Origin of the sequence: Acinetobacter sp. YH12076 (assembly GCF_013419525.1) — a bacterium.
Lineage (GTDB): Bacteria > Pseudomonadota > Gammaproteobacteria > Pseudomonadales > Moraxellaceae > Acinetobacter > Acinetobacter amyesii.
On sequence record NZ_VOZY01000005.1, the window covers coordinates 21,701 to 34,536 of the forward strand.

11 protein-coding genes and 1 pseudogene are annotated in these 12,836 nt (G+C 39.9%); 4 read left to right on the plus strand and 8 right to left on the minus strand.

The annotated features are described in order from the left end of the window. Positions 1–76 precede the first annotated feature (76 nt). Positions 77–1,189, plus strand: a complete 1,113-nt coding sequence (locus FTU22_RS05860) for an AAA family ATPase (RefSeq protein WP_180093463.1) — start codon at positions 77–79, stop codon at positions 1,187–1,189. A 34-nt stretch (positions 1,190–1,223) separates the two neighbouring features. Here the strand turns inward: FTU22_RS05860 and chrA are convergent, their stop codons facing one another. Continuing rightward, positions 1,224–2,462, minus strand: a complete 1,239-nt coding sequence (gene chrA, locus FTU22_RS05865; protein WP_180093465.1) for a chromate efflux transporter — start codon at positions 2,460–2,462, stop codon at positions 1,224–1,226. Positions 2,463–2,797: 335 nt separating this feature from the next. Between chrA and FTU22_RS05870 the strand changes: the two are divergent. Continuing rightward, positions 2,798–3,781, plus strand: a pseudogene (locus FTU22_RS05870) (alpha/beta hydrolase). A gap of 93 nt (positions 3,782–3,874) precedes the next feature. Here FTU22_RS05870 and FTU22_RS05875 read toward each other — a convergent pair. Further along, entirely contained in the window at positions 3,875–4,726 is an 852-nt protein-coding gene (locus FTU22_RS05875) for a pirin family protein (RefSeq protein ID WP_180093467.1), read from the minus strand. A gap of 102 nt (positions 4,727–4,828) precedes the next feature. Between FTU22_RS05875 and FTU22_RS05880 the strand changes: the two genes are divergently transcribed. After that, the gene (locus FTU22_RS05880) at positions 4,829–5,740 is read left to right on the plus strand and encodes a LysR substrate-binding domain-containing protein (protein ID WP_180093469.1); all 912 of its coding nucleotides are present in this window, start codon (positions 4,829–4,831) and stop codon (positions 5,738–5,740) included. A 107-nt stretch (positions 5,741–5,847) separates the two neighbouring features. Here the strand turns inward: FTU22_RS05880 and FTU22_RS05885 are convergent, their stop codons facing one another. The 4 genes from FTU22_RS05885 to FTU22_RS05895 all read right to left on the minus strand — a co-directional run bounded on the left by FTU22_RS05885 (position 5,848) and on the right by FTU22_RS05895 (position 9,667). Continuing rightward, complete coding sequence (locus FTU22_RS05885; protein WP_180093470.1) at positions 5,848–6,804, minus strand: TauD/TfdA family dioxygenase; 957 nt, start codon at positions 6,802–6,804, stop codon at positions 5,848–5,850. A gap of 221 nt (positions 6,805–7,025) precedes the next feature. Further along, on the minus strand, positions 7,026–7,160 hold the full coding sequence (locus FTU22_RS16280; protein ID WP_257223842.1) for a hypothetical protein: 135 nt from the start codon (positions 7,158–7,160) through the stop codon (positions 7,026–7,028). Continuing rightward, positions 7,153–8,364, minus strand: coding sequence for an MFS transporter (locus FTU22_RS05890; protein WP_180023436.1), 1,212 nt, complete (start codon positions 8,362–8,364; stop codon positions 7,153–7,155). The genes FTU22_RS16280 and FTU22_RS05890 overlap by 8 nt, the downstream gene beginning before the upstream one ends. A gap of 244 nt (positions 8,365–8,608) precedes the next feature. Continuing rightward, complete coding sequence (locus tag FTU22_RS05895; RefSeq protein WP_180093471.1) at positions 8,609–9,667, minus strand: OmpW family protein; 1,059 nt, start codon at positions 9,665–9,667, stop codon at positions 8,609–8,611. 444 nt (positions 9,668–10,111) lie between these two features. Here FTU22_RS05895 and FTU22_RS05900 point away from each other — a divergent pair, with 444 nt between their 5' ends. Next, positions 10,112–10,291, plus strand: coding sequence for a hypothetical protein (locus FTU22_RS05900; RefSeq protein WP_078190224.1), 180 nt, complete (start codon positions 10,112–10,114; stop codon positions 10,289–10,291). 60 nt (positions 10,292–10,351) lie between these two features. On the opposite strand, the gene FTU22_RS05905 is transcribed toward FTU22_RS05900, so the two are convergent. Together FTU22_RS05905 and FTU22_RS05910 are read right to left on the minus strand one after the other, a co-directional pair. Then, the gene (locus FTU22_RS05905; protein ID WP_180093648.1) at positions 10,352–11,809 is read right to left on the minus strand and encodes a sensor domain-containing diguanylate cyclase; all 1,458 of its coding nucleotides are present in this window, start codon (positions 11,807–11,809) and stop codon (positions 10,352–10,354) included. A gap of 196 nt (positions 11,810–12,005) precedes the next feature. Next, entirely contained in the window at positions 12,006–12,794 is a 789-nt protein-coding gene (locus tag FTU22_RS05910) for a hypothetical protein (RefSeq protein ID WP_180093472.1), read from the minus strand. Between the last annotated feature and the right edge of the window lie 42 nt (positions 12,795–12,836).

The window sequence follows — 12,836 nt, forward strand, 5'->3', positions numbered from 1 at the left end:
TAGAATAAAGTGCATGAAAAATATACAAGTAATAAACTTATAATCATCAACATTTCCAACTCATTTTAGGTAACCCATGACGATCCGTTCAGTGACTATTCAAGGTTTTCGATCTATTCATCATATGAATCTGACCTTGTCGCGTCTGAATATCGTCAGTGGTCCGAATGGTTGTGGTAAATCCAATCTATATAAAGCAGTACGTCTCTTGCATGAAGCTGCAAATGGTCAATTATCCCAAGCAATTGCAAATGAAGGCGGGATTCAAAAAATCATGTGGGCAGGTGGTCACCGTGCGGGTGATCGATCGAAAGATCCTAAGCGCATGAAGCTTGCGGTGGACATGGAACATTATGAATATCAACTTGAAATTGGTTTTCCTGAACCGCTCATCACCTTGTTTGCACTCGATCCTTTGGTCAAAGTTGAAGGGATTTGGTTAAGCGGCTATCAACGTCGAAAAATGAGTGAGTTGTTGGAAAGAACCAACCAAGCGGCATTTCTTAAAAATGTTGATGAAGAACGGATTGCTTATCCGATGTCTTTAACACCTGAAGAGTCGGTATTTGGACAATTGTCCGATCCACACTTATATCCCGAAGTTTCACAAGTGCGTGAGACCATGAAAAACTGGCGCTTTTATCATGAGTTTTCTGTCAGTGGAAATTCACCGATCCGTGTCCCACAGGTAGGCATTCGTTCGCCAGTTTTAGCGCATGATGGTACAAATTTAGCTGCGGCTTTTGAAACCTTGCGTGAGCGTGGTAACAGTGAAACCTTGTTTGAAGTACTAGAAAAAGCCTTTCCGCAGACCCAATTTTATGTGCAGGAAATGGGTGGGCGCTTTCAAATGATGATGCAAAAGCAAGGGATCTTAAGACCTTTGGAAAGTGCAGAATTTTCAGATGGGACTTTACGGTTTTTGTGTTTAGCTGTGGCTTTATTGAGTCCAAGACCTCCCAATTTTATGGCACTTAATGAGCCTGAAAATAGCTTACATCCCGATTTATTACCTGCCTTAGCGATGCTGATTGCCGAAGCAAGTCGCTATACGCAGCTTTGGTTGACCACACATTCCAATGAACTGGTTGAAATGATCAAACAGTATAGTGATGTGCAGCATTATCAACTAGATCAAGTCGAGGGGAAGACCGTGGTCAAGGGCGCAAGCTTAATCGATGAGGATTAGATTATTCCTTTAGCTACAGTTTTTTTGCTTAAGTTTAAAAAGGTAGAAAGGTTAAAAAAGCATAATAGCCGATAAAACTGCTTATTAAGCTAAACCAGACTGGCAGCTTGCTGCGAAGTAAAGCAATAACGACGGCAACAAATATAAAGTCCGTCCATTGAATGATGTATTTCTGGCTCATTTGAAATAGTAGACACAGTAATAGACCGACGACAGCAGCATTGATTATTTTTAAGGTGCCAAAAAGCATCGGGTATTTCATCAACTTATTCCAAAACGGTAATAAGCCAAACAATAATAAAAATGATGGTAAAAATATCGCCACAGTCGCGAGTACAGCATTTAAGAGTAGCACATCAGTCATGGGTAAAAGTGTGCCGAGATAGGCGGCGAAACTAAACAAAGGTCCCGGCATGAGTTGCGCAAGGGCATAGCCTAAGTCAAAATTTTCATTACTGATCAGTCCTGTAGAGACAAAGTCCTGATGTAAAAATGGCAAAATAATATGTCCACCACCAAAGACGAGGGATGCTGTGCGGTAGAAGCTTTCTAAGCTGAAAGCCAATATATTGCTATGTTGTATATCGAAGAATGGCAGAACGAAAAAAGGGCTGATAAAGGCGAGAAGCCATAGCCAAGAGGTGCGAGTATTTTCATGTGCATTCTGGCTAAAATTGTCATGTTTGGGTGGAACTGTTTCGGCGATATTTGGCTTTTGGCTGTGTAATTGATTTGACGATAAAACTAAACCGATAATTGCAGCGCATAAAATCACCAAAACTTGATTTAGAGAAAATTGAAAGAAATAAATAAAAAATGCAGCTAAAAGCATGACTAGATACTGAAATTTTGTTTTACAGAAGCTTCGCATCATTTGCCAAAATGCCCATGCAACAACGGCTAGTACAATTAACTGAATAACATGAAAGAATAAAGTTGAGAGTTGATTACTGAGTTTTATACTTAAAGTGGCCGCGGCACACATCAGCAGGGCTGAAGGTAAAGTAAATCCTAACCATGCAAAACAAGCACCTTGATAGCGGTTGAGTTGAAATCCAATCGCCATGCCGAGCTGGCTACTTGTTGGGCCTGGAAGGACTTGAGCCAAGGCAAGCAAATGCGCATATTCATGCTCCGTTATCCATTTTTCTTGTTTCACAAAATATTGAAAAAACAACACCAAATGTGCCGCAGGTCCACCAAATGCAATACACCCTAATCTTAAAAAGGTGAGAAAGATGACGAGGTTTTGTTGTGGTGTGGACTGGCTCATGCGTTACCAATATTTAAAATCAAAAGTAAGGTTATGAATTTCTAAAGGATAAAAGTATGAAAGTTAAAAGATCTTAAAAGCTGATTATTGCAGGAGTATGTAAATCCTGCTTCAAAAATATTTTGAAGTGCTTAGCAGGGGAAAAGATAATTGGACGAAGTGACATAGTGCTGTCCCACATGCACATGGCGTCGGTTTCCGCCGCTGATTAGCATCAGCACATACACATAAAAAATTGTCTAAAAATGACTTCTCCAAAATCAGACACATTATCAGAAATTTTGAGCGCCTTATTTAAGTGGTTGATGAGTGGCATTGCATCGTTACTTTCAATCATGGCATTTGCAGATGATCAGCTACTTGCTTCACAAGCATTAGCAAGTTATACAGATCAAAACAGTTGGCAGGGCATTCAGCACTATCTACCCAAAGAATACCATTTAACATAAACGCAGCGACCCAAAGAAGAGTGGTGGAGTTGGCAGGGTCATACTGTTCACTTAGATACTTATCGGAATCCACAGGCAAAAGTGAAGGTGATTCTGTTTCATGGTGTGGGAACAAATGGTCGACAAATGTCGATGATTTTGGGTCATCCTTTGGCACAACGTGGCTATGAAACTATCGCTATTGATATGCCCGGTTATGGCCTCACCCAAGTCAAAAAGGGCTCAAAAATTCGTTATGATGATTGGGTTCAAGCAGGTAATGACCTCATTGAAGCCGAGCTACAAAAAGATCATCGTCCTATCGTTTTGTATGGGCTTAGTGCAGGTGGTATGTTGACCTATCACGTGGCGGCAAAAAATAAAAAGGTGAAAGGTATCGTCGGTATGACCTTTCTAGACACTTCAAATAAAACTGTGCGTGATCAAGTCTCTTTGAATAAATTTATGAGCCGCGTGGGCAGCCCACTGGCTCATGTGACAGCACATACACCATTTTCAGCATTGCCAATGCCGATGCGGTGGGTAAGTAAAATGCATCGCTTGGTGAATAATGACGCAGCATTGCAGGTCTTTTTAAAAGATAAAACGTCAGCTGGGAATAGTGTATCGGTTAAATTTCTAGATTCGTATTTATATTATAAAAATGACACGCCACCGGAGCAGTTTGATGTCTGCCCAATTTTACTAACGCAGCCTGAACAAGACCGCTGGACGCCTTTGGCTTTAAGTCAGCCATTTTTAGCACGGATTCACCAAGTTCCAGTCGATGTCGTGCTGTTGAAAAATGCAGGACATTATCCTTTGGAACAGCCGGGACTTGAGCAAATGGTCAATGCAATAGATGCGTTTTATCAAAAAGTCACGCAATAATCTGTTGAAAGCGTGATGCGTAATTCATACCAACATAGATATAAAAAAACCGCCAGAAGGCGGTTTTTTATTGGGACTTTATCGTGGAAATATTTAAGCAAAATGACCATGTTGAAAATCATAAAATGCCTGACGTATTTCATCTTCAGTATTCATGACGAATGGTCCATGTGCCGCAATCGGTTCATTTAAAGCTTCGCCACTTAAAATAAGCAGTTTGGTTGCTTCAAAAGATTTAAGTTTCAAGGACGATACTTGGTCACTCACATATAAAGTCTGTTTCGCATCAAAGCGTTGACCTTCAATTTCGATCGCCCCACTTAATACAAAAATCATGTTATTCCACTGTGGGTTGAATGAAAATTCCTGTTCAGCATTTGCATTCAAGCGCACATCCAATACATTCATCGGGCTAAAGGTTTCAGCGGCGCCTAATGTATCTTCAAATTGGCCAGCAATAACGCGTACCACGCCTGCATTTTGTGCAAGCTTTACTTCAGCAATATTGGCTGTTGTCAGTTCTTGATAGCGAGGTTCACTCATTTTGGCATGACGAGGTAAATTGACCCAAAGTTGTACCATGTCTAAATTTCCGCCAGTTTTGGCAAAATTTTTAGAATGGTGTTCTTCGTGCATAATGCCTCGACCCGCAGTCATCCATTGCACTTCGTCTTTGGCAATGCTGCCGTGATTTCCTTTAGAGTCAAAATGCTCCAATTCACCTTCATAAACAATGGTTACTGTTTCAAAGCCACGATGTGGATGTGATCCAACACCACGTTGATGATGACTTGGAGAGAAATGATATTGGCCGGTATAGCCCATAACGAGAAATGGACTGGTTTGATTGCCCATTTCTTGCATAGGGAGCATAGAGTTAGTTGGGAAACCATCGCCCACCCACGTAATACGATCACTATGATAAACACGTTTGATTGGATTCATAATTCAGCCCTCAATTTATTGCTTCTGAGATCTATTATTGAGGTATAGTGAGGGAATGACAGGGCGAAAAACTCAACAGATTATTCTAAAAATGAAATAATGATGCAAAATTTAAATGACTATTACTACTTCGTGCAAGTGGTAAAATACCAAGGTTATACCAAAGCCAGTGAAGCATTGGGTATTACAAAATCTAAGCTATCACGCCGTATTACAGAGTTAGAGACCCGTTTGGGTGTACGTCTGATTCAGCGTAATACGCGAAAATTTACTGTGACTGAAATAGGACAACAGTTCTATTTACACTGCTTAAAAATTTTAGAGGAAGTCAGCGAAACGGAAAACTTTGTGCTCAGTACGTTGAACGATCAACTCTGTGGCCAAATTAAAATCTCTTGTCCTGTGGCTTTGGTGGAAATGCCTGTTGCAAAAATGGTCACCGATTTTATGCAGCAATATCCAGGCATCAGTGTGCATCTGATGGCGACCAATCATCGGGTTGATATCATTGAGGAAGGCGTAGATTTAGCCATTCGTGTGCGTAATATGCCTTTATTGGATAGTGATTTGATCGTTCGAGATTTAGATGCTTGGGATCATGTTTTGGTGGCATCGCCACAACTTTTCTTCGAGCGTGAAATTCCACAGCAATTGGCTGAGATTCAAAATTTTCCGTGTATTGGTTTTGACCGACCTAAACATTTTTGGGATTTCCGACATCGTGAAAAAAGTGAAACCCAACAAATTGAATTTCATCCACGCTTAAGAACTGACAGTTTTAGTGCGATGATTTCTGCTGCTCTTTCTGGCGTAGGAATCGCATCTTTGCCCAAAGTGTTTGTACGTGATGCTTTAAAAAGTGGTGAGTTAATAGAGCTATTTCCTGAATGGCAATTGCCGCAAGGGGTCATCCATGTTGCCTACGCGACACGACAAGGCATGCTGCCGGGTGTGCGTGCGATGTTAGATCATTTAATTTCAGGTTTTAAGGCATTAGATATAGATCATCCGTAATTTGAGCAGTGTTCTTATTGTTTTCATATTTTAATTATTCGAGGTTATTGCTCAAACACGGATTTTACAGGGTTATTTATTTTTTATTGTTGGCATGAAGTTTAACATCAGTATGGGCGTCCTCCTGCTAGGCTAATTCGCTTTAATAAGCGGCGTTGGTCTGAAGGGAAAGGGCGGCGTGAGTGTAAAGTGGCTTGGTTATCCCAAAACACAATGTCACCTTCTTCCCATTGATGTTCATATCGAAACTCAGGTTTCAATAAATGTTCACGTAAAGATGCAATCAATTCACTGCCTGACTGATCATCGTAGTGAACCAATTCTACTTCAGATCGTTCATTTAACCACAGACCTTTACGGCCACTTTCTGGATGGGTACGTACAAGCGGATGTGGATAGGCATGTCCAACAATCGGTTGGTCTTTGAAACGGTAAAGCGGTGTAGTGCCATATCCCGTTGTGCCTTTATTATTTTTGGCACGGATAAATGGGTTGTAGGTAATGAGTTGAAGTTGGTCTAAATGTTTTTGTGTCGCTTCATCTAAAGCTTCATAGGCTTTAATGGTGTTATACCATGAGGTTTGTCCACCGTCTTGTGGCAGTTCAATGGCATAGAGTAATGAACCAAAAGATGGCAGCGGAGTCCACTGATGATCTGCATGCGCAGCCAATTCACCATGTCCAGTATAGTCACCTTTGCCCACTGCATTTGAAACGGGTACGACGTCTGGTGGTGTACCAGTATCATCTTGTGACGCTAACACTGGAATATCTGCACCGGGACGGAAGATTGAACCGAAGTAGCTTGCAAACGCGAGATACTGTAAATCATCTAGACTTTGATGTTTGAAAATTAAAATCAAGTGCTCTGCCAATGCTTGTTTTAAACGGTAGATGGTTTCCCCAGACTGTGCTTTACGCGCATCTAAACCATAAACCACAGCCCCCAAAGCTTGGTCATGTTGCACTTCAATACGAATTTCATTGCCATCTTGAAATTGTTCTGCTTGATGCCAACGTGGAGCATCATGGATGGCTTGCGAAAGTTGAGTTAATGCGGTCATATCATAAGTTCTCAATTTGTTCTTTATTGAGACTTAATCTATGGAAGAAAGCACAGGATGGAAAATTAAAAAATAAGCTAAGTTTATGAAAAAACGTATTATTAATACTAATATGCTGAAAATGCAGCTTTTATTGAATCGTGTAGAAAATAGCTAAAAAACTGCTGTTGTAGTGTTGATAAAACAGCAGTTTGAATTGGAATTAAGGCTTCTATGCGTCTTTAATGTGCACAAAACGCTTGGTTAAAGTATTCGAATAATTCAGGCGTTTGGCTCCATAAGCCGATGGATAAGGCCAACAAGGCCAGAATACTGAGGGCAATACTGAGTCGAAACCATAATGTTGAATTAGTCATGAATGACACTTTCCTCATTAACCATGAAATGTACCAATACCCCAAAAATACTCAGGACAATCGAAAAAATCCAAATGGCATTATAGTTACCGGTCATATCGTGGTTCACACCACCCAACCAACCACCAAAAAATGAACCGACTTGGTGAGTAAAGAACACGATACCACTCAGCATACTGAGATATTTAACGCCAAACATATTGGCCACTATACCGTTGGTGAGCGGTACGGTAGAAAGCCATAGTAGACCCATAATGACGCCAAAAGCATAGATTGTCCATGTGCTTAAAGGCAGCAAAAGAAAGGCAATAATGGCAATGCCACGTAAACCATACAGTCCCATTAACAGCTTTGGTTTGGAATATTTGCCGCCAAGCCAACCTGCTGTGTAAGTGCCGACAATATTAAACAGTCCAACGAGCGCTAGGAAAATAGTGCCCGTAGTGGCATTAAAGCCATGATCAATTAAATAACCCGGCAGATGGATACCAATAAACACCACTTGGAAGCCACAGACAAAGAAACCAAGTGCTAGAAACCAAAAGGGTTTATGCTCCCAAGCCAATTGCAAAATTTGTTTAAATGTCAGAGAGGCTTCATGCGTATTGGTTGCATTTGGTGCAACATACATTGGTGCTTTTAACATCCAAGCTAAAGGAATAATAAGCGCAATTAAAATGGCGCTGACCACCAAAGCCGAAGACCAACCAAATTTTTGCAGTAGCAGTAATGTAGAGGGCAGCATAATGAACTGACCAAAAGAACCTGCCGCACTGGCAATACCCATGGCTAAACTACGTTTGTCCGGATGCGCTGCACGTCCTACTGCCGAGAGTAATACTGGAAATGAAGTGGCCGAGAGAGCCAAACCTAGGATTAAACCTGCGCTTAAATTAAGCAGTAAACCGGTGGAGCTGATGGCCATGAGTAATAGCCCTAGGGCATATAATGCACCCCCGACGGCGACCACGATCTTACTGCCATATTTATCTGCAAAAGCCCCGGTAATTGGCTGTACAGCACCCCAAATTAAGTTTTGCATGGCAATGGCAAGGCTAAATACGTTATGTCCCCAACCGAATTCATCACTCATCGGCACGAGATAGAGGCCAAATGCATGACGCACCCCTAAAGACAATGCCAAAATAATAGCACTGCCAATGAGCATGTAAATCAGGGGCTTTGAGAAACGAGTATCAGACATACAGCAGGCTACATTCTTTAAATTTAATCCAATGGTATTCGAATAAACGCAGAGTTGCGATTAAATTTAATTCACCAAACAATAAATTTTTTTTATAGGTAACTATGGATGAATAAAGGAAAATGACACAGCCGAAATTCAAAAGTGTTTAAAAGAGATTGAAGAGATAATTCAAAATAAAAGACCATATATAGCCTAATAAAAAAGACGGCTGTAGCCGTCTTTTTTATATTCAGGTTATTAATTAGAAACGCATACCGATACCTGCATATGCAAGGATCGGGTTTACTTCAATATCCGCTTTAGATTTGATCAGTTCGCCGTGTGTCGCATCTGTAACGGTAATGGTTGTTTCATTTTGAAGGTGTGCATAGCTAACAGAACCAACAGCAAACCATTTATCATTGAAATCATACGTGAAGCCCACCGTCGCAACCGGAGCAAATACATCAGTTGCCTCTAAATCAACTTTTGGGTTTGCCTTACTTGGTTTTCCTTCCAAAGAGGCGCCTGCATTACCTTCTTTAATGTTGGCAATCATGTGACCTGCGGCAATCAAATCTTTCTCAATTTGTGGATTCATTTCCAATTCATTGAAGTAGGCATACATCACGCCTAGACCCACATAGGGACGGAATTTATTGACGCCAGTTTTACCAAAGTGATATTGGATTTCAGCAGCCGGAGTCCATGCACGTGCAGAAGCTGCTGCACCATGTGCGCCTAAGTCGGTAATGAAAATATCATTTTCAAGTTCAAGATTTCCCAGTGCACCGCCTAGTGGTTTCGCAATGGCTGAAAATGGTGCGTAAATTTTTCCTGAGCCTTGTAAATCAACTTTTGGCGGAATACCCGCTTTCATTTCTAGTGATACATTGTCAGTGAAGAAATAGTTGGTCATGATCCCAAGCGTGGTGACGTCGTCTGCTTCAAGACCTGTCCCTGGATTGTCCCATTGTTCAAGTCCTGAAATAGTGGCTTTACCACTCATTGCAGCAGGAACAGTGTCCAAAGTATTTAGCGCAACTTCTAGTAGGGGCGGAACTTTGTACCCTTCTCGAATATTGTCTTTTACTGTTTGTGATTTAACTTCGCCAACATCTGCCTCATAGCCTTCATTAATGGCAGTATTTACACGAAATGGCTGCGCTTTACCTTGTGGCATAACATGTAAAGCACCAACAGAGACAGAAAAACGTTTGAAGCCATCGCCATCTTTTAAACTAAAATATGGTGAGTCTGCATGACTGAGCATAGGTAGGGCAGCCATAGAAGCAGCAATGCACAATACACTTTTTTTCATTTTAAAGGACTCCATGTCCGTAAATTGATAATAATTTTTCTAAGTGCCCATTATTCAAAATTAGTGCGTAAAAAATGTTATAGAAAACAAGAATAAACGTAATAGTCCTGTAACATTCTTGATGATTTGTATTATTTGAAGGCTTTAATTAGGTATTTGTGTAAAAAAATCTAACTTTTTTGAAATTTAGAAATGGTTCTATCTATTTGTAAATACTCAATATTTATTGACATAAATGACAGTGCTTTGGTTGATTTGGGTCAATAAATTAGTTTAAAACGACCATATTTAAAGCAGTTTTTTGTGCTGTTGTCCTCTATAGATATAAAAATTCATAGCTAATTATGGAGTCTTTATATGTCAATCGAGGCTAATCACTCAAAGCCTTTTACACCAAAACCATTTTTTTTGTACAATAGCGCCAGATTCAATTGAGTTATTCGTATGAGTACGCAAAACCCTCCCAAGAAAAAGGCTTTAGTCAATTTGCCTTTTCCGATTAAAAAAGCTGAAGATAATGCTTCGGATGAAATCTTTGAAGATATGCGTCCAAAACCTCAGCGTTATGCTGATCGTACTTGGATGCCACCACGCGGTACACGTCGTTCGATGGGTAAGCGTTAAGAGATTTAAATAAAAAAGCCATGATTAAAACCATGGCTTTTTTATTGCAAATTATTGATGTTAATTGCGTATTTCAGACTGAATTCTACGGTCATTATTGAGATAATACTTTTTCTTCTGACGATACATGTCAAGATCAGCACGTTTAAGCATATCTTCCATTCGCTCATTCAAGATATTGGTGGCAGAACCAATCGATATACTCATCGGTTGATTAGAATAAAATTGGTTATCGACCAATAACAACTCATTCAAACTTTGTAAACAATTTTGCAATGCTGCATCATCAGCACCCGGTAAAAGTATGACAAATTCATCACCGCCAATGCGCGAAGCAGAATAGGGCGTATGCTGAATAAGTTGGTTTAAAATGTTGCCCAGACGTCTGAGGATACTGTCACCAGCATCGTGCCCAATACTGTCATTGAGTTCTTTTAGTCCATTTAAATCAATAAAAATACAAGAAACAGGACGTAATTGATTGCGTTCAAGACGCTTGAGTTCTGCGATATAAAATGAACGATTATAGAGTTTGGTCAATACGTCGTGCTTACCTAAATACTCAAGATAATTTTCAGCCTTTTTACGTGCGGTAATATCGGTTAATGCAACCTGCACGGTGCTCCAGTCGTCGAGATAATCGGGAAATACAGTAAATTGTAGTAAGACGTGGCGAATACTGCCATCAAGTGCATAATTTATAGCTTCACGTTGATGATGTAAATTACCGTTCCAAAGTTCAATCAGTTGTTCTTTAAAAGTTTGAAGCATTTCTTTGGCAAATACTTTATGTACATTTTTGAGCAATATTTCTTTGTTCGGAGCGCCAAACAAATCAAGGGTGGCTTGATTGACGTCAACGATCAGTATTTCCTTAATACACTCTTGTACAAAATCGGGGTGAACATCCAAAAATGTCACAAAATCTTCTATACCTAAAGCGCGAAGTTGATCTAATTTTATTTTAATCCGGCTGAAATCTTCTACCCAAAGTGAGGTTGGCGAATAATGGAAACGCGCTTCTGCCAAATGACGACTTTGTTCTTGTAAACGACAAGCTTCAGTATAAGAGGTGATATCTTCAGTTGTAATTAAGACTGCTGATAAATCCTGCTCATGATTTGGTAGGACGATGCCTTTGAGTTGAATGTCTAAACGTTGCCCACTGAGTGTATAGTTTACGGCAGAATGGGAAAAATGTGTTTCCCCATTCCATAATGCAACCAATTCTCTAATATGTGTTTGACACATCTCCGCCTGAAAAACGAGATCAAGGTTTTGACATAAATGTTCAAAGTCACGCGCTTGATACAGTTCTAACGTTTTTGTGTTGACCTGTAAGATTTTTATTTTTCTTGCACATTGCAGAATACGTGATTCATCTTGTTGAAGAAAAGTGGAGAGATCCTGCACACCTTGCTGACGCCAGAGATCAAATTGTTTTTTGACTTCACTGTAATCTTCAAGCCACATGGCAATGGGGGATAGCTCAAAAAAAGGAGAATCTAGCATGTCTATTTTATGTGCTCGTCATTCTTCATGATAATTACAGCATGTAGTATAAGACGAAAAAAATGATATTAAAATAATGTGATATGTAAAATAAACTTTATTTTTAATGTGACTTAAGTCGCTAAAAGTCATTAATCCACCTTAGATAAAAAGCCAAAGTAGACTTTGGCTTTTTTGGGGGGAAATGAGGTGAAAATAGTCTTTAGCGGCTGGCTTTACGAGCTTTATTTTCAGGCTTTGGTGCAGCGATTTCACGTTCAGCTTTCCAAACATCAATAAAATCTTTTTCATTAATATTGTACAGTTCAAGTAGGGCTAAAATGACACCGCCAAACATCATTGGGCCTTCTGAGTTGCTTTGAAACTCAAATATTTTCCCATTCAGGGCATGCAAAATATCTTCAATTTCAAAAATACGGTCACGACCATTGCTATCTGTCGGGTACATTTGGGTATTCAGCACAATTTTCGCAAGACTTTTTTCATTATCTGTTAAGGCCAGAACATCAACCAATTCATCTGCCGAAGGTGCAAAAATTACCGAGTCTTGAAAAATTGTATGTAGAAGTTTCGAAGTAAGTTTAGGTAAAGCTTTTTCAACGAAAGGACGGAATGAAATTGGAAAAATAACATTTCTGGAAATCCCCTTAAACATGGGAGCAATTTCTTCAACTTTATAGCCAGCGACACCACAGCCAATCGAAGTAATGAAATATTTAGTCTTCGGATGATTCTCGGTATAGATTTTAAAATCATCAACATAATGTTGAATCTGAGACAATGGCATTTGTTGTAAATGCTCATTCATTGTTGGAATAGCAAAACTTTGACCAGCCCATCCACGACCAATACCATTCATTGCACCAAAATGCTCTAGGGCAGTACGCGCTGCACCGCCAGTATGTTGACCTGCCATATTGCTGCCAAAAACAAAAATAGTATCTTCGGGTAGGTTTTTAACAATACTTTCGTCATGATATTGGTAAGTCATAAGTTTGATCTGTGGCGTCCTTTTGTTCATGTTGCAGGTGAA